Raw genomic sequence first — 20490 nt, 5'->3', positions numbered from 1 at the left:
TTGTTTATTGGTTATTGGTTATTGGTTATTGGTTATTGGTTATTGGTTATTGGTTATTGGTTATTGGTTATTGGTTATTGGTTATTGGTTATTGGTTATTGGTTATTGGTCATCAGTCATCAGTCATCAGTTAGTAAGCCTAGGCGGATCTAAATTTTAGAGTCAAGTTGGATGAGATTTTTCTGGTGGGGAGGGTGTATGACCGCCCAAAAATACAATTTAGATACTCAACAGCTTACAACAAAAACTGACTAATAACTGATGACTGATGACTGATGACTACTGACTAATAACTGATGACTACTGACTGATGACTAATGACTACTGACTAATGACTACTGACTAATGACTAATGACTACTGACTACTGACTAAGAAAAATTAACGGAAGGGCGGCGAGTAAAGCAAACCGCCATCTTTCCAGAGTTTGTTTTGACCCCGGTCTAACTTAAGTGTACTTTTCGGGCCGAGGTTGCGATCGTATATTTCCCCGTAATTCCCCACTTTTTTAACAATGCGGAGAGCGAAATCGTTCGAGAGTCCGAAACCTTTACCTAAGTCTCCTTCTTTTCCTAGCAAACGTTTGACGTTTGGATCGGTACTGCTTGCTGCAATTTTATCTACATTTGCTGAATTAATTCCCAAATCTTCAGCTTCAATCGTCGCAAAAATAATCCATCTCACCGCATCCGCCCATTTCGCATCGCCGCTTTTTACCGCTGGGGCTAAGGGTTCTTTTGACATCACTACCGGCAAAATCACATTGTTCTGGGAATTCGGTAGAGTTGTGCGCTTAGAAAGAAGTTGCGATCTATCGGAAGTAACACCTTGACAGCGACCTTCTTGATAGGTAGCAAAGGTAGCATTCACATCTTCAAATACGACAGGAGTGTATTTGACTCCTAATTTTCGCATTTGGTCGGACAAATTTTGTTCGTTGCTCGTACCTGTCTGCACGCAGATAGATTTGCCTGCAAAATCTTTTAAACTTTTGATGCCGCTGTCTTTTTTGACCATGATGCTTTGAGAGTCATAAAAGACAATTGGCGCAAATTCCAGTCCCGTAGTGCTGTCGCGGCTGGCCGTAAAGGTGGTATTTCGGCTGAGAAGGTCGATTTCGCCAGATTGCAAAACTGTAAATCTATCTTTGGCGTTGAGCTTTCGGTATTCGACTTTTTCGGGATCGTCAAATATTGCGGCCGCCACCGCCCTGCACACATCTACATCGAGTCCCGAATATTTACCTTTTTCGTCTACAAAGCTAAAACCCGGTAGTTCGCCACTGACGCCGCAAATGAGTTTGCCGCGGCTGACAATAGTATCTATCCGGCTGGAACCTTGTTGCGATTTGCCTTCACCAGAATTTGTTGCTGTATTTTGTCCGGTTTGTGCCGATCGATCCCGACAAGATGCTAGCGGTGCGACTAATAACACGCTTGCTAGCAACAGAAATCCCCATTTACGCATAGATTTTAGTAGAACGCTTTCCTGACGATCCTACCTTGTAGCTGTCGATAACTTTGCCGATCGCCCATTTACAACATCGGGCTGCTTCAAATTAGCTGTTGTCAACCGCGACAACTCCACGCAAACCAGCCGATCTTTTTTAGCCGGCTGCGGGCGATCGCCCTTCTCTACAATATTTATCCAATTTTGATTTAATCGGCTCAGAACCGATCGGGGGTCAAACGCTCCTCAGCTAAATCGCGAATTAGCGACAGCCGAGACTCGATGTACTCGTTCAACACATCTGTTTCATTGCCATTGAGCGCAGAATTTGCCTTCAACTGCTTCAGCAGCCACTGTACCAGGGTGTCATCGTCTAAATTGACTAACAGAGTGGCTTGGGTGGTCTCAATTAACGACCAGAGTTGACGTAACATGATTGGAGTCATAAAACCTCCTCAAGCGTAAATACGCAGTTAATGGGTTGGGCGGGCGAAAATCTGATCTTAGTCTTTCAAGCCGATATACGAAAAGTACCTTTTGAGCGATCGGCTTAATGATTATTTTATATTTCACCACAATAACTCAATTTAGTAGTGTCAAAAGCTACAACACACAAGATGTTATAAGAGTTCCTAATCTCGTCACATAGAAATAAATATCTTGATAAAAAGTTAAAAATCTTTACAGGCTATCGATGGCAGAGACTAATAGGAGGTATTTGCGATCGGGCGATCGGACCACTTCTGCATAAAATCAATCAAGTCCTAGGGTGCGTCGCCTAGCGAAAATCCCTAAACATATTCATAATCTCATAGATCCGCACCTTGCAAACTATCGCCCGTGCAAAAAACCCAACACTTCTTTTGTAGCCAAACTATCATGATTTTTTAGGCCCAGGCCCCCCTACAAATACTGTAGAACCTATCACTGACCAGCAGTCCACTTTTCAACCCCCGCCAGAATTATTTCTAATTCAGCGATGATTTTTGTAGCCCCCTCCAAATCGTTGGATTCGGCCAGAGTTTGAAGCTCAGCAGCCAAATCCGGCATTCGCCGCACCGCCGCCGTAGCGCTGACACCTTTAATTTGATGCGCGTGGCGGGCCAGCGCCTGCACATCTCCCGAAGAAATCGCCCCCTTAGCTTCTTCTAAATAACTGCCAGTATCCACCACAAAAGCTTGCAAAATTTCCCGCTCAAAATCTAAATCAGCGCCAGCAATTTCGTGCAAGCGCGCTATATCGACTACAGATTCTAGATCCGCTGCAGAGTTTTGGAGTTCCTCGCCCTGAAACTTGGGAGTTTCAATTTTTAACTTTACCGACCAATTTTCTAGTACAGATTTTAACTTTTCGATCGAAATAGGTTTGCTAATATAATCGTCCATCCCCGCCGCCAGACACTTTTCCCGATCGCCCTTCAAAGCATTCGCCGTCATCGCAATCACCACCGTATGAAGCTCCAACTCCCCCAAACCAGCAGCGCCTGTCGCTTCCAGACGGCGCAATTCCCGCGTCGCTTCGTAACCGTCCAAAACCGGCATCTGACAGTCCATCAACACAATGTCATACTTTTTGAGGGTCAGCATCGATAGCGCCTCAGCACCGTTATTCGCCACATCCGCAGCGCATCCCAAAAGTTTGAGTTGATTCAAGCCAACTTTTTGATTGATCGGAGTATCTTCAACTAACAAAATCTTCAAGCTGGCTAACTCCCGATTGTCAATAACTGAGGCTTGATTATTGGTGGGATTTGCCAGCGACAGATCGATTTCAACACTAGGGGCGATCGCATTCACCAAACAATCAAACAGCCGATGAGCTTTCACAGGTTTAGTTAAATAGCCGCTAAAACCGATATCTACTAAACGTTTCGCCTCCGATATCTGAGTAATAGAAGTCAACACCACCCAATGTGTTTGCTGCATAGATTGCTCAGCAATCATCAAACGTTCCAGACTTCCCGCCACCATTTCCGGTAACTGAATATCCACCAAAACAATAGCGTAAGGAGAATTAATGCTGACAGCTTTGTACAGAGAGGCGATCGCCATCCAACCGTTCTCAACCTCGTCAACTTCCATTCCCCACAAAACAGCCATTTTCAGCAGCACTTTTCGCAAGGTCGGCTTATCGCTAGCAACTAACATTTTTCGTCCCGCCAACACCGTTTGCAAATTCACGTCGCACGCTGTCCTCGCAGCAGTCAAATTTTCCTTAACAGCCGGCACAGTAAACCAAAAAGTTGAGCCTTGACCAAGGGTGCTTTCCACGCCTATTTGACCCCCTAGCAACTCCACCAACTGCTTAGAAATAGCCAAGCCTAAACCTGTGCCACCGTATTTTCTCGTCGTAGAAGCATCAACTTGAGTAAAAGATTGAAACAGCTTTATTTGGTCTTCTGTCGTTATGCCAATTCCTGTATCTGTGATTTTAAACAGCAGCAACAGCGAGGGATCGCTTCCGAGTTTTAACGGCTGCATATTCTCTAATTTTTTGCGGGCGGCACTGGCTGCCACCAACCCCGGAGGTCTGCCAGTAGAAACCTCAATTACTACTTCTCCTACTTCGGTAAACTTAATCGCATTGTTGATTAAGTTAGTGAGAATTTGCCGCAACCTCGCTGCGTCGCCTCTAATTTGCTGCGGCACGTCGCTGTCAATCAGCGCCACCAATTCTATACCTTTTTCTTGTGCGGGAGTTGCCAACAAATCCAGCACTTCATCCAAACAGATACTGAGGTCAAATTCGATGGTTTCCAAACGCATTTCTCCGGCTTCCAGTTTGGAGAGATCGAGAATATCATTAATGATTGATAGCAAATTTTGGCTGCTGAGTTTCAGCGTCTGCACAAAGTCTAGCTGTTCGGGAGTGAGATTTGTTTTCAGCAGCAAATCAGTCATTCCCATCACTCCATTCATCGGAGTGCGGATTTCGTGACTCATATTTGCTAAAAATAGCGACTTCATTCTAGAGGCTTCTAGGGCTGCTTCTCGGGCCTGCTGCGCTTGTTCAAACAAAGTAGATTGCTGAATGGCGATCGCCAACTGCACGCTCAACCTTCCCAGCAAATCCACCTCAGAATCAGTCCAAGCGCGCGGGCCACCGCACTGGTGAGCAACCAGCAATCCCCACAACCGATTTTGACTGGTTTCCCAAATCGCGATGTGCGATTCTGTTCCGGGAGTTTTCGACCAATTTTCGGCGATCGACTCTTGATTTTCATCGCCGATAAAAATTGGGACAACTAAATTAGCCCTTACCTGCAAACTCACCAAAAAATTTAGGTGGATGTCGCTCAAGCTTGCCGTATAAACATCTTCAATAGCTTGAATTTTACCAGCGCGGTACACCGATACATAACTTTCCTCAAAAGAGGCTTCTTCCAGCTTTCTGTCTAGCAGCGGCATCCAATCCTCGCCCACAGATTCCACAACCACAATCGCTGTTTTCTCCGACTCAAAACGATAAATTACCGTGCGGTCAGTCCCTAGCAAATGCCGCACTTCTTCTACGGCTGTGCTCAGAGTTTGAGTGAGATTGAGAGACTGCCGGACTCGCTGGGCGATCGCCGAAACGAGCCGTTCTTGTTCTGCTTGTTCCCGCAGCATTCTCTCAGCCTGCTTGCGTTCAGTCACATCGCGAATTACCACAGCAAAGCACAGCGGTTCGCTTCTTTGAGGATGCTTTACCAGAAAAGCATTTATCACCACATCTATGCGTTTTTGGCTGTGGAAGTTCTGCATTTGACCTTCACCTTGCCACTGACCGTCACCGAGCATTTTTGGCAAAATCTCTTGAGTAAATTCTTGTTTAAAAGTGTTACCTATATAATCCCATATCTCCGTATAAAGCATTTCCGAAAGCCGATCTACACCAACCATTTTGCGTCCGGCTTCGTTGACAAACAGCGTGTGGCCTTCGAGAGTAGCCATACCGATAAAATCGCTGCTATTTTCAATCAACGACACAAATTTTTGCCGTTCTTCTTCTTCTTTTTTGCGTTCGGTAATGTCGCGCTTGACGCAGACGTGACAAATTATATCGGCGCTGTTGTTCATCACAGAGTATGCTGCTACGTCGATCGCCAGCGTGCGCCCTTTTTTAGTAGAGTTAGTAATTTCGCCCCGAAAAGTTCCTGTTTTCGCTAAATTTTTGGTAATTGTCGAAAAGCGCTCCTCCGCCACCAGCGGCGGCGCTTCTGCTTCTAATTCTGCGTCTGTGTATTCTAGCAGCGATTGGTGAGCGCGATTTTGTTCCAGAAAAAACCCATCAGCATCGATAATTACGATCGCATCGTTGGAGTTTAAAAATATTTCTCGATAAAGTTTAAGTTTGTCCTCAGCTCGCTTGCGTTCGGTGATATCTCTTTTGACGCTGACGTAACAAACCACATCCCCAGCATCATTGAGAACCGCAAAAGCCGAAAGTTCCGCCTCAAAGATTCCGGCTTGTAAAGCCTTAACACAGGTTATTTCGCCTCGATAACTCCCTGTTTCGGCTAAGCTTTGCAGCAGCGACGCAAAAGCCGGTTCTCCCATGTGAATCGCAGGGGTTTTTCCCCACAATTTCGATGAACTGTAACCCAGCAAAGCCGTGTGAGCTTGATTTGTTTCTAAATAATAGCCTTGGGGGTCTAAAATGGCGATCGCATCGTTAGACTTTAAAAATATTTCTTGATAAAGTTGCAGTTTTAATTCCGCTCGTTTGCGATCGCTAATATCCGTGAACAAGCCGTAGTAAACTATCTCCCCCGATGCTTGCATTTGCGGTTGAGAAGCTCCTTGCATCCATTTCAGTTTTCCTGACGGAGTAACAATTCTGCCTTCCCACCGCCAAGGCTGCAAACTTTCAGCAGAAATCTGCACCGAGTTGACAAAATCATCTCGATCTTCGGGATGAATCATGTCAACAATTACATGAATATCCTGCTGAGCCGCCTCTGGTTCTATTTCATACAATTCTCGACAGCCCGCGCTCACAAACGAGAAGGTCATCGAGCCGTCTGGATGCAAGTCAACTTGATATACCGTACCAGGTACGCTAGCAGTAATTTTTTGCAGTTTGGCTTGGCTTTGATTTCTGGCTTCCTCTGCTGCGGAGTGTTCTAAAATTTCCCTATAAATACCCAAAACCCCAAATATATTGCCCTCCGCATCGCGCAGCGGCAGTTTTTGCGCGTCAAAAAAGTGCTGTCTGTCGCCTCCAAAGACGATCGCCTGGTAGGGATTGCGAACCATCTCCCCGGCGAGTACAGCTCGATCTTCCTCGCGAATGCCCCTAACAAAGCCTTGGCGATCGCCAAATACGGCTGCTGCTGAAAATCCTAATTCAATGTCATCTTTCCCGATAATTTCCTCGACATTTTTGCCTAAATATTTCGCCAAACTTTGATTTACAAAAATGTATTTAAAATTTCGATCTTTGGCAAAAACTATGTCCGGCGCACAGTCCGCCAAAGCCCGCAATACAAATTCTTTAGTTTCCTCACCGACGGCAAAATTATCTCGATCTTTTTCCTTGACATTCGGCTTTTTAGCTGCTAAATTAATCAAAGATGTTGCACAAATTTCAGCGACAGTTTGGAGCAAACAAAGGTGTTCGATATTAAAAGCAGTTGCCTGCTCTGCACCGATAAAAAATACTCCCAACAATTCTTGACTTTCATCTTCGTTAGCTGGTGCCATCAAGACAGACTTAAACTGAGCAATTGGTGGCAAAGCGATGTTGTACGCCCAGTCCCGATTTCCAGCGAGCCATTCAACGCGGGCTGCTTGCAATCGTGCTTTAATTTTGGCTTTGGTGCGAGCAGTTAAAGGGTTTGACAGTGGTTGGAGGTATAGTCGATCGTCCGGTAGCGTCAAAAGTTCGTTAGCGTTAGCGAAGCGATCCGAAGGAAAGCCCGCCCCTACGGGGGCTGCGCCAACGAAGAGGATCGTCTCCGCAGGAATCAGACGCCCGATATGTTCGATACACGCAGACAAAATTTCCTCAGCAACTGTGGCAAGTTTTACTTTCACGGTAAGTTCGTTGAGAACTTGCAGTTCAAAAGTACGCTGGCGGACTTTTTCTTTGAGGCTGGCGGCTAGGATTTGCATAGTGATCACCACACAGGTTTCCTTATATTATAATTATTGATTTTCAAACTTTTTTAAACAATAATTTTAAAATATATCCGGCGAAAAGACAACTTTTTTAGATTTAAATTACCTTCATTCGTCACAAAATAAAAGTGCGATCGGGAGCGAAGCTGCAGTGCAAGACACCTGCTTCGCTCCCGCAGCGAATTTGAAAAGTGAAATTATCCCATCAAAATCACGTTATCAATAACGTGGATGACACCATTGTCAGCTTCGATATCTGCCGCGACAACAGTAGCGTTTTTCACTTCAAAACCGTCAGAACAATCAATTTTAATCGGCGAACCTTCTAAAGAAGTAACAAAACCGAGTTTTGCCAAATCAGCCTTCATAAACTTGCCGGAGACGACGTGAAACATCAAAATTCTGCTCAGTTGGGGGACATTCTGCACTAGCGTAGTGATAGTTCCCGGTGGCAATTTCGCAAAAGCATCGTCAGTGGGTGCAAAGACGGTGAAAGGCCCCGGACTTTTGAGTGCATCTACTAAATTAGCTACTTGCACCGCTGTTACCAGGGTTTGGAAGGAACCCGCACCTACGGCAATATCAACAATATCAGGCATTTTGTTCTACCTCGTTTGGCAAAAAAGTTCTATTAAGTATCGTAAACTGATGCGGGCAAGAATACCTACTGTCTTTACTAAAAAATTGGTAATTCGTTGAGGTGCTGGGATTTATCTCCTCTTTTATTTGGCGGACACAAGTCCGAACGATCGAACCTCACAATGGTTATTTTATAGGTATCATATTATTAACTAATGTGTAACTTAGTCGCGAGGCAATTTAAAGTCTCTACAAGAATACTGGCGGTTATGACACCAAAACCTTTGTTTCTAAATCTGTTATTTCTAAATTTAAATCCTCTCCTTTGTGAATACTGAAGCTGCCATACAAAATAGAAATTGCAAAAATGTCTGTATGAATTAAAGCTGCTTGACGGTGCTCGTCTTCACCCAAATGAATGCCAATTAAATCAGCTTCAGGATCTTGTACATCTTCAGGATGGAACACTTCCCAACTGACATCTCGGCAGTCATGAAATACTATGGTATAAGGCAAGCGGTCTCCTGTAGGATCGTAAATACATTGAAATAAAATTTCATTTCCCCACAAAGAGACATTGACATTGGTTACGAGGGATGTCAGTCCACCTAAATTAAGTAAGTTGTAGTCATCCGGCATACTAATTCCTCACTTTTTCTCCAGTATTGTGTGTACCCAGAATTGGGTTGCCAAATTCATCGCGTGTTTTGATCGAACTGCCGTCTTTGTCAAGACGCAAACCTTTGTTTATTCTTCTGCCATCTGAACCTTATCTAGGAGCAGGGGTGCGTATAACTTCACCATCAATACGAATATGGACTCGCGAACGATCGGCAAATTCGTATTCAAGATAACCACCTTTAGTAGTTCGGATTTCTGCACCCAGTCCGCGCAAAAAGTCATCGACTTCTTGGCGAGTCATTCCGGTTAAGTCTCCAAATTCCGATGCAGTTCCATATCCTCCAACTCCCTGACTCGGCACGCCAGTCTCCCCACCAACCATTGCTGATTTGAGTTTAGCACGGTTGGAGAATGGGAACCGCGCAGCGTCAAAGCAAATAGGGCGCGCACCGCACGCCCTATCAGCAACTAGCCTACTATTCTTGATTAGCCAAGTTGAACTTTAACCACGCGGTTCTTTTCTGCTTCCGCCTTTGGTAAAGTCAAGTTCAAAACCCCGTTTTTGTACTCAGCTTGTACGCTGTCATTTTGAACTCGTGCGGGTAGGGGAATCACCCGGCGGAAGGAACCGTAGCGGAACTCTGAACGGGTTATGCCTTTATCTTCGCTCTTGATTTCCGATCGCCGTTCGCCACTAATAGCCACCGCTTCTGCGGTTACTTGTACGTCCAAATCCTGAGCTTCCATGCCTGGGATTTCTAACTTAAGGTGGATGGCTTCGGGAGTGTCATTGAGTTCGGCGGGGGGGACGAAAGCCACACCGTTAGATGCGCGATCGGTCGCTGGTGTCAAGCTATCAAACAACCGATTCATTTCTCGCTGCAAGGAGTCCATTTCTCGCAAAGGTTCCCAACGAATAAGTGCCATAATTGATACCTCGAATCTCTTACGTTGTTAGAGGTTGAGAAACACTTGACTCAACCTGTATTTAATATATTCCAGCTTCCGCAACAGCGATATTCGGTTTTCCGCAAAAAGGGCGATCGCATTTCCGAACATTGGCGATCGTACTGCTAAATCATTACAGGCGCAGGTATCCGAGGGAGCCACAGCTAAACAATGTTAAATTTGAGATTGCATCGATAAGTTCCATCCTTAAATCTCAAATTTAAAGTCTGCTTTTTCTCAAGTCGGTCAATCCCACCGCGAATGCTGATAAGAAGCGTAGGTATCAAACAAAGCACCAACCAAACCAAAAGCTAGACCGATCGCCAAAACACCCTGCAGAGGAGAGCCACTGCCGAAAGTAGCTAAGAACTGTAAAATCATGTTTTCTCCAGAACGACCGAGCCCTTGGAAGCCAGGGACGAGGCTAATCAGCGCACAGCCAGTCAATCCCGCGCCGATCGACAATAAGGGAGCGACAAAGCTCAGCAGGCCCGTCAGCAGTAAAGAGCGAAGAAAATTAGGAAATATGCTCATAAGAGTCAGTAAATTCAGCTAAACTGCCGAAAGGTGCAAGTAAACAAAACTTGTCTTTTTCTACGATAGGCAGCGATCGCCCTCCGCAGCCAATTCTGTCAAAAATCTTAAATCTTAGAGAAGAAACTTGTTTAAGATTTGTAGATAGATTTCATTTTTGGCAGTTGTTCTACAGTCAAAATCCCTTGAGCACAACTACACAGTCGAGCCTCAGTTTGTGGAGTAAGCGGTTGTTCGCAGCAATTTTATTGGGCGGCCAAGTCATGCTGCACCTGCTGACGCGCAAAATTAACCGCCGCAACACCCTCGACCAAATGGCAGCAGTTGGCCCGGAATCGCTACTGATTGCTTTGCTGACTGCTGGTTTTGTCGGCATGGTATTTACTATTCAGGTAGCGAGGGAGTTTATTAACCTCGGTGCCGGCAATGTCGTCGGCGGCGTTTTGGCTTTGTCTTTGACTCGCGAACTCGGCCCCGTTTTAACGGCGGTAATCGTGACGGGACGAGTAGGTTCGGCTTTTGCGGCGGAAATCGGCACAATGCAAGTCACAGAGCAGATAGATGCCCTGCTGATGCTCAAAACAGACCCGATCGACTACTTAGTAATTCCCCGCGTCATTGCTTGCTGCTTAATGCTGCCAATTCTGACAATATTGTCCCTAGTCACCGGCATCATCGGCGGGCTGCTGATTGCAACGACAATGTACGGCATCTCTCAAACAGTGTTTTTAGAATCTGTCCGCCATTTCCTGAGTCTGTGGGATATTTGCAGCGCAGCAATTAAGGCTTTTGTGTTCGGTGCTTTGATTGCTGTAATCGGTACTAGCTGGGGTTTGACCACCACCGGCGGCGCAAAAGGTGTGGGACAATCGACTACTACAGCGGTGGTGACGGCTTTGCTGGCGATTTTTGTGGTTAACTTTTTGATGACTTGGATCATGTTTCAGGGGACGGGTTCTAGCGTACTCAAAGGCTTGTAAGCTAGGAAACAGATAAAATATGAATAATTGGCAACATTCGTTTATGTACCTTTGATTTAAACCCGTGAATACAACCGCCTCTGCGACCGCGCCCACAAATACGATCGAGCTCGCCCCGAGTTTTGCGATTCCCCTAGTGCTGGTACTGGCCGCCGTACCGCTGCTGTTCGTGCAGAAGTGGGCGAGTTTGCCACTTTCGCTGTTCGGCTTGTTTCTGATGTACCAAGCCGCCACCATCCGGCTGCAATTCACCGCAACGGATTTGGACATTTATCGATCGCAAAACTTAATCCGCCGCTTTCCTTACAGAGAGTGGCAAAATTGGCGGATATTTTGGCCTGCGCTGCCGATTTTGTTCTATTTCAAAGAAATTAACAGCATTCACTTTCTGCCGGTTCTGTTCGATCGTAAAATGCTACAGACCTGCTTAGAACAGCGCTGTCCCCGTCAAGACTAAAAAAGTTGTTAATTTAAAATATTTAGCTTTTCCGTACCCTCGGCCGAACAAAATTTCCCATGAATTCAGACGAATCTCCAACCCAAAAACCTCAAGAAACAGCAGCCGCTGACGGCGAACTAAACTTATCTGTGCATGAGACGGAGTACCAACTTCCATCTCAGATACCGTCCAAGTCGATCGCTCTTAACAAACCTGCCGCCCAATTCCCGCCAGAAACAGACCCCTGGGCCGAGGAAGAGGCCGAAATCGCCGATGAAGCGGACGCAGCAAGCGCGATCGACCAAATTCAGCCAGAAACAGACGATCGCTCTTTTGAAAGCGCGTTAGCGAAGCCCTCGAAGAGGATCGATCAAATCGAGCCAGAAACAGACTCCCAGCCAACAGCAACCGCCGCAACGGTGACAGAAATTTCAGAAAATGTTACCGAAAATGTGGCAGATCGAGTTCAAAAATTGCTCCAGCAAGAACAAAATTTGACAGAAAAAATTGCGGCGCTGGAAGCCGACAAAGCCAAAGCATTAGAAGCGTTGAGCGAGGCTCAATCATCGATGGGGCGTTTGGTACAAGACGGCTTGATTCAATTAGACAAGCGCAAACAAACCCTACAAATCGAAATAGAAAAACTCGAACGCCGGCGCGATCGAATTCAAAAGGAAATGCGGACAACTTTTGCAGGCGTTTCCCAAGACTTAGCAATCCGAGTCCAGGGTTTCAAAGATTATCTAGTCGGAAGTTTGCAGGATTTGGCCGCCACTGCGGAACTCTTAGATTTGACACCGCCAATCCAAGAAACGCCCAAGCAAATGTATGCGGACGAATCTGAATCCTCAGCACCAGTAAATCTGAGATTTGCCGAACCAGGATTTCAAGAACAAACCAAACAAATTCGCCGCATCCTCGACCAATATCGCACCCTCCCGGACTACTACGGCCCAGCTTGGCAACTCCGCCGCACCTTTGAGCCCATCCACGCGGAACGAGTCTCTAATTGGTTTTTCACCCAAGGAGGAAGGGGCGCTTTGCGAACTATGGGTTCGCGCTTGCAAAATATCTTGATTACTTCGGCGATTGTTTCTGTCCTCAGAAGCGTCTACGGCGCACGGGTGCGGACTTTGGTGCTCGCCAACACTCCCGAACGTTTGGGAGAGTGGCGCAGGGGTTTGCAGGACTGTTTGGGGATTACTCGCAGCGATTTTGGCCCGGAACGCGGCATTATTATGTTTGAGTCTCCCGAGGCTTTGGCTCAAAAAGCCGATCGACTGGTGAAAGATGGCAATTTGCCGCTAATTGCGATCGATGAAACTGAGGATTTAATTAGTTTGTCAATGCTGCAATTTCCGCTGTGGCTGGCCTTTGCTCCCGATCCGCAAAGTTTGATGGTTCCTAAGGATTTTTGAATGGGTAATTAGTAATTATAAACGGGTAATGGTAATCGGTAATTGCTGATTGGACAAGCAAAAAACACACCATTCCCGGTAGGGGCGGGTTGAGTTCAGAATCTATGAAACAAGCAACTCGATCGAGGCAAAATCCGCCCTCTATTTATGAAGGTAAAAAAACACATTTGCTATGGCAAATTGTAAAAATACACGAAGATTAAATTAAAACATGACTAGCTGGATAGTTTTAAATGGCGCACTTTTAATAGCAGCTTATCTGCTGGGTTCCATTCCGACTGGGTACACCCTGGGTAAATGGATGCTGGGAATTGATATTCGAGAGGTGGGTTCTGGTTCGACTGGCGCGACTAATGTACTCAGGACTTTGGGGAAGGGGCCGGGGTTGGCGGTGTTGCTGGTTGATGTGTTGAAGGGCGTAAGCGCGATTGTCCTAACCCGCTACATTTACTCTCTAGATTTTACCAGTCAGCTAGCGATCGGCGCAGGTGTAGAAAATACTGCCACTGTCATCCCTTGGATGGCAACTTTAACAGGCTTGTTTGCTGTTTTGGGCCACAGCAAGTCTATCTGGCTGGGGTTTACCGGCGGTAAATCTGTGGCTACGAGTTTGGGAGTTTTGCTGGGTTTGTATTGGCCAGTTGGTTTAGGAACTTTAGGGATTTTTGGAATTGTTTTTGCAGTGTCCCGAATTGTTTCTTTAAGCTCGATTATCGGAGCAATTAGCGTTGCTGGATTGATGTTTGCTTTACATCAACCGCTGGCTTATGTATTGTTTGCAATTGCGGGCGGCGTATTTGTGATTGTGCGGCACCGCAGCAATATTCAGCGCTTGTTGAACGGTACTGAACCGAGGATTGGAGAGAAATTGGAAACTGCAGCTAGCGATCGATAATCATATCATGTCCGGTTGATGACCATAACAAAAACCCTTCGTTCTTAGTGCGGACTTTAAGTAGAAAGGCGTAAATATTTGTAGTTGGGATGAGGCAGGAGTCAGGAGACAGAATGCAGGAGGGATTGGGGTTTGAGCCTCATTTATCTTTCTTAACACAGTTGTGTTTTTCCCCACCGACTTACTTAGTGATTGCGGTCAATCGAACGGATTTGATATAACACCTATTTCCCTAATTCTTGAGAACGCAAATAAGCTGCTTTGACTGCTTCTATCGTAGCAGATCGAAAGCCATTACTTTCTAATTTAGCAATTCCGGCAATAGTTGTGCCGCCGGGACTTGTCACTCGATCTTTTAATTCGGCGGGGTGCATTCCTGTTTCTTGTAATAGCTTCGCTGTACCGAATACAGTTTGGATTGCTAATTGAGAGGCGATCGCCCGTGGCAGTCCAGCACAAACTCCGCCATCTGTCAAGGCTTCGATAAAAATTGCCACATAACCAGGGCCGGAACCGGAAAGCCCAGTCACCGCATCCAGCATACTTTCGGGAACTTCCACGACTTCTCCCACAGCGCCAAAGATGCGTTTTACCAATTCTAAATCCGTTGGTTGCACGAGTTTGCCAGGGGCGATCGCGCTCATTCCCGCCCCCACCGTCGCCGGAGTATTCGGCATCACCCGCAGCACTCCCCGCCCCGGAAACGCCGGTTCTAGCTTGCTGAGCGGGACTCCTGCTAAAATCGATACTATCAACGCTTCGGGCTGGGAATTAGCCGTTTCTCCATTATTTGCTTGTTGGCGATCGGCCACCACCGCCAACTCCAAAGCTACCGTATCAAACATTTGCGGTTTAATCGCCAAAAACAGCACTTCTGTAGCGGTAGCAACTTCTAGATTGCTTGCTGTTGTAGCGATTCCGTAGGTTTCCGTCAAAAATTCGCGCCGTTGGGGTTGCGGATCGCTGACCAATATTTCTGAGGGTAAATAAACTTTTTGTGCTATGAGGCGCGACAGGAGAGCTTCTCCCATTACCCCGCCGCCGATCGTACCAAATTTAATCTTAGTCATTAGTTAGTTGTTATTTGTTATTTGTTAGTTGTTATTTGTTAGTTGTTATTTGTTAGTTGTTATTTGTTAGTTGTTATTTGTTAGTTGCTAGTTGTTATTTGTTAGTTGTTAGTTGTTATATCAAATCCGGTAGAATCGAAATTACTCTAATCTCTATTCTCTCCCTCTGTGTCCTCTGTGTTCTCTGCGGTTAAAACACCTGACGGTGCAACCGGAAACGATATTAGTTGTTATTTGTTAGTTGTTAGTCAGTAATCATTAGTCATTGGCTACTTAGTTGTTAGCTAAGGTTATTAATCCGCAGTCTTGATTCCACAGCTATTAGTTGTTAACTACGGACTAAGGACTACTGACTACGGACTAAGGACTACTGACTACTGACTACTGACTACTGACTAAGGACTAATGACTACTGAGCCATTGGAGCTTGTTCTGCCGGCCAGACAGTCGGTGCAGGAGCAGCAGCAGGGCGGGGGCGTCCTTGGGCTGGGGGCACTTCGTGAACCACACCAGACTGAGTTCTCACCTGCACGCAGCTAGGCGTAAACAAGAAAATGCTTTCGCCAATTCGCTCTTGATGACCGTCAAGGGCGTAAGTACCGCCCGCCACAAAGTCTACAGCTCTTTGCGCTTGGTCTGGATCCATCACAGTCAGGTTCAAAACCACAGACTTGCGCTCTTTCAGCGCTCGAATTGCTGCCGGCATCTCTTCAAAAGTGCGCGGCTCCATTACTACTACTTCCGAAATCCCGTTCATAGCTCCAGGCATTCCAATCACGTTATTCATTACTGACCCTACTCCCCCGGTTGGTGCAACAACATCCGTACCTGTCGATCCTACTACTGACCGCTCCCGCATTCTGCGATTTTGGCGGCGTTCTTCTTCTGCTGCAGCGGCTGCAGCGGCGTTTGGTTCGGGCGGTTGGTAGACGGTTTGAAAACGATCTCCATCCGCTTCGTCGTATTCGTAATCGTATTCACTTTCATTGTTGAAGCCTACAAAATCTCGTAGCTTAGAAAAAATGCTCACTCTTTAAGCTCCTTCACGACTGTACTGCCCCGACTATACTCGCGTTGCGGGTTAGCCGCGGGTCGCTAACTACTCTATTTTTAACCCAAGTTGTCCTCTCTTCTAGAGCCAAACAAGCTTGTTCCTAGCCGTATCATAGTAGCACCTGCTTGAATTGCCAAATGATAATCTCCCGACATCCCCATCGAGAGCTGCTGCATTTGGATGTGGGGCAAATTTTGCTGCTGGATTTTATTAGCAAGTTCGCGGGTGCTGTTAAACAATTCTAGGATTTGCGCCTCATCTAATCCTAGCGGAGGTATTGTCATCAAACCTTGAATTTTGAGATTCTGACATTTATTCAGTTCTGGGAGGTCGGCAAGCAGTTCTGGGACTGTCCAGCCGTATTTGTCGGGATCTGGCAACATTTTGACTTGCAGGCAGACTTCCTGAGAGCAGGACTGTTCGCCCGCTATGCGATCGAGCCTAGCTGCCAATTTTAAGTTATCCACAGAATGAATCCACTGGAAATGCTCTAGGGCTTTGGCTGCTTTGTTGGCTTGCAAGTGCCCGATGAGGTGCCAGTTGATGTCGGGCAAATCTTGCAGTTGGTTTTGTTTTTCGACAGTCTCTTGAACCTTGCTCTCCCCAAAATCTCGGATGCCCGCGCCGTATGCTTCGCGGATAGCATCAGTCGATACCTGTTTGGTAACGGCAATTAACCGCACTGATTCGGGCAAGTGTTGGCGAATGCTGTTAATTCGAGAGGTAATGCTCATAGTTGCTCAATGCTCGGAAGTGGAGGGAAGGAAAGTTAGGAACGAAAATTTAATCAGTAGGGCGTGCTGAATTAATTACACTTGCATATCGCCCCAGGGCCGAATCAGCGTCAAGAGTCTTTTTGTAATTAATGATGCCCGGTTACTTAATTTCAACATCTGCTACACTTCTGTGTTTCCAGAGGCGGCGAGGTAAAGAGAGGCAGAGCCTCGGGATCTGCATTACCAGGCAGAGCCTGGTAACGAGGAATTCCCAATTACGAAATTCCCAATTACCAATGACTAATGACCAATGACCAATGACAGATTTTCGCTATTGAAATGTACGCTGGTGAATGGCTTGCAATTGGTCGTAATCTTTGTATTGCCCGTTGCGGCGGAGGGCTCGCAGGCGAATTTCTACCATCAGGCGAGCGTCGGAGCGGCTGATGGGTTCAAATCTCAGGCCGCCTGGGCCGTTTGTCACTAAGAAGAATAGGCGTTGGGCGTATAGTGTGGTGAATAATTCTTGGCTGTCTTCAACCTGGGATACCCTGAAGAGGAGGCCGAAGTTTGGATGGTTCAGGTAGGTTTCTGTAGTCATTTATGCTCACAGTCGATCGATTTTAGTTTAAAGATTTAGATTTTAGATTTAAGTTTCGCTGGCGAATCACGGGAGGGGGTTGTTTTCTGGCGGGGTACAAAGGGCGATCGCGCCATGCGGTGCAGTAGTCTCCGTCGTGGCTGAGGCTCGTGCTGCTGCTGTTCCGTGCAGTTGCACGTTTGGAGCATCGCGATCGTCCCGCCGAACTTCCACATCTGCATATCGTATTCCCCCCATCCGGTGCCTAGAGCTTTGATAACAGCGTCCTTGGCGGCCCAGCAGCTAGCTGGTTGCAGGAAACTCGATTCATTTTACCTTTAATGCTGCTGTGTTGAGAATTTTATTGCCCGCAATCCCTGCGTTCGGCGGGCGTGTAAACTTTTTCGAGGAAGCGCGATCGCCAAACCGGTCTAATGTGGTGTCAACTACCGATCAATCAATCACTCAATCACTCAATCCCAAATCAATCAATCAATCAATCCCCAAATCTAAAATCTAAAACTTGTTCTCTCGCGAAGTCGAAGAATCTAAAATCTAAAATCCTAACTGTCCCAACCCCAAACCAAGCGGGCGCTCCAGAGAAGGATCAAGCAACCGAGGGCGATCCAGTCTCGGATTTTGAAGTGCAACTGATGCCATTCTACACGGTGTCGATCGGGGCTGGTGAAGCCTCGAACAGTCATGGCGCTGGCTATTTGTTCGGCTCGCAACAGCAAGTTTTCTAACAGTCGCTCGGCGATGAGCAGCCAAACTTGAGCGGCGCGGCGAAATCCGAGTTTTTTCCAGTTTATGGCTCTGGTGCTGACCGATCGCACTAAATTTTGTATTTCTTCCAATACTAGGGGAATGAAGCGCAAAGATAATGTTAATGTTAGCGCTATTTCGGTGACAGGCCAGTGCAAGCGGCGCAGCGGGCTCATTAAATTTTCAATGGCGCAGGTGATTTCTTCGCTGGCTGTGGTGAGTAGATAGAGGTTGGTGCTGTAAATTACTGTGAAAAATAAGGTGCTGACGTTGATAGCTAAATCTATGGATTTGCGTGTGATTGTTATCGGGCCGCCTTTAAATAAAACGTAACGGTAGTTTGTGGGTTGGGGGAGTTTCGTTTGCGGTTGAGATTTGGAATTTTGGGTTGGGGAGTTTGAGCCTAAATCAAAAGGTTTGTACCAGGCTTTCGGCTCTGGAGGGGGTGGAAGGGTTGCGGGCTGTTGGGAAAAGGTTAATTCGTCGGCGGGGATGCGGGGCTGGTGTTCTGAGGGGAGTGCATCGGGGGCGATCGCGCTGAGGCAAAATACTAAAAGGCAGAATAGCAGCAGCAGTCCCATTTGCTGTTTCCACACGCGCAGGGGAATGGCTGCGGTTAGTGTCAGTACGATTAACATTGCTACTAGCATCAACCTCCAAGCGGGGTTGGCGAGTATGGGCGCGATCAGGAATGTCATCAACCAGGCTAGTTTGACGCGGGAGTCTACGCGGTGCAGCCAGGTTACGGGTTGTTCTAGGTAAAGTCCTATCGGGAGCGATCGAAGTAAATCCATGTTGCGATTTTAGATTTTAGATTTTAGATTTTTAAGAATATGAATTGATTGAACCGCGAAGACGCGAAGGACGCGAAGGAGGAGAAAAGAAGGAGGAGAAAAGAAGGAGAAAAACATAAAAAAACGCAACTTAATTATATCATTAAACTGCGTTTTTTTTAATCTAAATTCTCAAATTACTTGACTCGGAGTGCTCTGTTTGTTGTGCTGACTTCGGTGGCTCGAACTTTTTTGCCTCTCCATAGCAGCCGCATTGGTGTGCCGGTAAAGCCTAGGTGTTTGCGGAATTGGCTTTCCATGTAACGGCGGTAGTTTTCGGTGAACCGTTTGGGATCGTTGACAAACAATGCAATTGTTGGTGGCTGCGATCGCACTTGGGTTCCGTAATAGATTTTACCTTGTTTTCCTTGGCGGGTAACTGGCGCTGAGTGCCAGCTTGTGGCTTCTTCTATGACTTCGTTAATCACGGCGGTTGGGACGCGACGCTTGTGTTCGTCGGAGGCTTTGTCTACTAATTCAATGATTTTTTCAACTCGCTGTCCGCTCATGGCGCTGACGAAAATCATTTCTGCCCAGTCGAGGAAATAAAGTCTGCTTCTTACTTCTTTTTCGTACTCGTAGATGGTGTCGTTGTCCTTTTCTATGGCATCCCATTTGTTGATGACCATGATGCAGGCTCGACCTTCTTGGCTGATGCGATCGGCTAATTTTTGGTCTTGATCCGTAACGCCATCAATTGCGTCAATTACTAGCAGTATAACGTCGGCGCGGCGGATGGCTTTGAAGGCGCGGTTGATGCCGAAGAATTCTGCACCGTATTCGACGTTTTTCTTTTTGCGAATTCCGGCGGTGTCGATCAGGCGGTAGGTTTGACCGTTGCGTTGTACTATGGTGTCGATCGCGTCGCGGGTTGTGCCGGAAATTGGGCTGACTATGGCGCGGTTTTCTCCGAGAAATGCGTTTAGCAAGCTCGATTTTCCGACGTTGGGACGACCGATAATTGCTACTTTAATTTCATCTACTTCTGGCTCTATTTCTGTGGGAAGGTGAGTCATTAGTTCGTCTAGCAATTCGCCGGTGCCGTTACCGTGAATCCCGGAAATTGGGAAAGGTTCTCCCAGTCCCAATGTCCAAAAGTCTGCTGCTTGTGTGAGTCCGGTATTTTCCGATTCGCACTTGTTGACGGCTAGAATGATGGGGACTTTTTGCAGGCGCAGCCAAGATGCGATGGATTCGTCGCCGCCTGTGAGTCCGGTTTTTCCGTCTACTACGAAAATGGCTGCGCTGGCTTCTGCAAGGGCCGCCAGTGCTTGTTCCCGGATTAATGGCAGAAATTCGGTTTCGTCGTCGAATACTAGCCCGCCTGTGTCTACGATTTGATATTCGCGATCGCCCCAGTATGCTGGTCTGTAGGTGCGATCGCGCGTGATTCCCGGTTCGTCGTGGACGATTGCGTCTTGGCTGTTGGCTAAACGGTTGACGATCGTCGATTTGCCTACATTGGGGCGTCCAATAATAGCAACTATAGGTAGAGGCATAAATGTAGC

At 46.7% G+C, this 20490-nt stretch carries 20 protein-coding genes; 4 read left to right on the top strand and 16 right to left on the bottom strand.

Annotation, left to right across the window (positions count from 1 at the left end; genetic code table 11):
• Positions 1 to 380: 380 nt before the first annotated feature.
• The 9 genes from IQ263_RS16340 to IQ263_RS16300 all read right to left on the bottom strand — a co-directional run bounded on the left by IQ263_RS16340 (position 381) and on the right by IQ263_RS16300 (position 10232).
• Positions 381 to 1466: an amino acid ABC transporter substrate-binding protein gene (locus IQ263_RS16340; protein WP_194068411.1), complete on the bottom strand. Its 1086-nt coding sequence runs from the start codon at positions 1464 to 1466 to the stop codon at positions 381 to 383.
• A 200-nt stretch (positions 1467 to 1666) separates the two neighbouring features.
• Positions 1667 to 1894 carry a hypothetical protein gene (locus IQ263_RS16335; protein ID WP_194068409.1) on the bottom strand — a complete coding sequence of 76 codons (228 nt, stop codon included), beginning with the start codon at positions 1892 to 1894 and terminating at the stop codon, positions 1667 to 1669.
• Between the two features lie 478 nt (positions 1895 to 2372).
• A complete protein-coding gene (locus tag IQ263_RS16330) occupies positions 2373 to 7556 on the bottom strand; it encodes a PAS domain-containing hybrid sensor histidine kinase/response regulator (RefSeq protein ID WP_339384868.1) in 5184 nt (1727 codons plus the stop codon).
• Positions 7557 to 7747: 191 nt separating this feature from the next.
• On the bottom strand, positions 7748 to 8149 hold the full coding sequence (locus IQ263_RS16325; RefSeq protein ID WP_194011615.1) for a fasciclin domain-containing protein: 402 nt from the start codon (positions 8147 to 8149) through the stop codon (positions 7748 to 7750).
• Positions 8150 to 8396: 247 nt separating this feature from the next.
• Positions 8397 to 8768, bottom strand: a complete 372-nt coding sequence (locus IQ263_RS16320; RefSeq protein ID WP_194068407.1) for a hypothetical protein — start codon at positions 8766 to 8768, stop codon at positions 8397 to 8399.
• Between the two features lie 130 nt (positions 8769 to 8898).
• Positions 8899 to 9132: a hypothetical protein gene (locus tag IQ263_RS28595; protein WP_228050102.1), complete on the bottom strand. Its 234-nt coding sequence runs from the start codon at positions 9130 to 9132 to the stop codon at positions 8899 to 8901.
• Positions 9133 to 9236: 104 nt separating this feature from the next.
• Positions 9237 to 9677 (bottom strand): Hsp20/alpha crystallin family protein, encoded by a 441-nt coding sequence (locus tag IQ263_RS16310; protein WP_194068405.1) that lies wholly within the window; start codon positions 9675 to 9677, stop codon positions 9237 to 9239.
• A 27-nt stretch (positions 9678 to 9704) separates the two neighbouring features.
• On the bottom strand, positions 9705 to 9860 hold the full coding sequence (locus IQ263_RS16305; protein ID WP_194068403.1) for a hypothetical protein: 156 nt from the start codon (positions 9858 to 9860) through the stop codon (positions 9705 to 9707).
• Positions 9861 to 9944: 84 nt separating this feature from the next.
• Positions 9945 to 10232, bottom strand: coding sequence for a hypothetical protein (locus tag IQ263_RS16300; RefSeq protein ID WP_194068401.1), 288 nt, complete (start codon positions 10230 to 10232; stop codon positions 9945 to 9947).
• A gap of 185 nt (positions 10233 to 10417) precedes the next feature.
• Here IQ263_RS16300 and IQ263_RS16295 point away from each other — a divergent pair, with 185 nt between their 5' ends.
• The 4 genes from IQ263_RS16295 (at position 10418) to plsY (ending at position 13964) form a co-directional block, all read left to right on the top strand.
• A complete protein-coding gene (locus IQ263_RS16295; protein ID WP_194011627.1) occupies positions 10418 to 11212 on the top strand; it encodes an MlaE family lipid ABC transporter permease subunit in 795 nt (264 codons plus the stop codon).
• 64 nt (positions 11213 to 11276) lie between these two features.
• Positions 11277 to 11669, top strand: a complete 393-nt coding sequence (locus IQ263_RS16290; RefSeq protein WP_194011621.1) for a DUF3119 family protein — start codon at positions 11277 to 11279, stop codon at positions 11667 to 11669.
• A 59-nt stretch (positions 11670 to 11728) separates the two neighbouring features.
• Positions 11729 to 13069, top strand: coding sequence for a DUF3086 domain-containing protein (locus IQ263_RS16285; RefSeq protein WP_194068400.1), 1341 nt, complete (start codon positions 11729 to 11731; stop codon positions 13067 to 13069).
• A 211-nt stretch (positions 13070 to 13280) separates the two neighbouring features.
• Complete coding sequence (plsY, locus tag IQ263_RS16280) at positions 13281 to 13964, top strand: glycerol-3-phosphate 1-O-acyltransferase PlsY (protein WP_194068398.1); 684 nt, start codon at positions 13281 to 13283, stop codon at positions 13962 to 13964.
• Positions 13965 to 14188: 224 nt separating this feature from the next.
• On the opposite strand, the gene proC is transcribed toward plsY, so the two are convergent.
• The 7 genes from proC to der form a co-directional block, all read right to left on the bottom strand.
• On the bottom strand, positions 14189 to 15034 hold the full coding sequence (gene proC / locus IQ263_RS16275) for a pyrroline-5-carboxylate reductase (protein ID WP_194068396.1): 846 nt from the start codon (positions 15032 to 15034) through the stop codon (positions 14189 to 14191).
• Between the two features lie 409 nt (positions 15035 to 15443).
• Entirely contained in the window at positions 15444 to 16064 is a 621-nt protein-coding gene (locus tag IQ263_RS16270; protein ID WP_194068394.1) for a cell division protein SepF, read from the bottom strand.
• Positions 16065 to 16144: 80 nt separating this feature from the next.
• Positions 16145 to 16822 (bottom strand): YggS family pyridoxal phosphate-dependent enzyme, encoded by a 678-nt coding sequence (locus IQ263_RS16265; RefSeq protein ID WP_194068392.1) that lies wholly within the window; start codon positions 16820 to 16822, stop codon positions 16145 to 16147.
• Between the two features lie 313 nt (positions 16823 to 17135).
• The gene (gene pipX, locus IQ263_RS16260; RefSeq protein WP_194068390.1) at positions 17136 to 17405 is read right to left on the bottom strand and encodes a transcriptional coactivator PipX; all 270 of its coding nucleotides are present in this window, start codon (positions 17403 to 17405) and stop codon (positions 17136 to 17138) included.
• A 66-nt stretch (positions 17406 to 17471) separates the two neighbouring features.
• Positions 17472 to 17642 (bottom strand): hypothetical protein, encoded by a 171-nt coding sequence (locus IQ263_RS28590; RefSeq protein WP_228050101.1) that lies wholly within the window; start codon positions 17640 to 17642, stop codon positions 17472 to 17474.
• A 305-nt stretch (positions 17643 to 17947) separates the two neighbouring features.
• A complete protein-coding gene (locus tag IQ263_RS16250) occupies positions 17948 to 18943 on the bottom strand; it encodes an energy-coupling factor transporter transmembrane component T family protein (RefSeq protein ID WP_194068389.1) in 996 nt (331 codons plus the stop codon).
• A 176-nt stretch (positions 18944 to 19119) separates the two neighbouring features.
• Positions 19120 to 20481: a ribosome biogenesis GTPase Der gene (gene der, locus IQ263_RS16245; RefSeq protein ID WP_194068387.1), complete on the bottom strand. Its 1362-nt coding sequence runs from the start codon at positions 20479 to 20481 to the stop codon at positions 19120 to 19122.
• Between the last annotated feature and the right edge of the window lie 9 nt (positions 20482 to 20490).

It is taken from the genome of Tychonema sp. LEGE 06208 (assembly GCF_015207505.1).
Classification (GTDB): domain Bacteria; phylum Cyanobacteriota; class Cyanobacteriia; order Cyanobacteriales; family Microcoleaceae; genus Microcoleus.
This window is presented reverse-complemented; position numbering and strand designations above follow the sequence as displayed.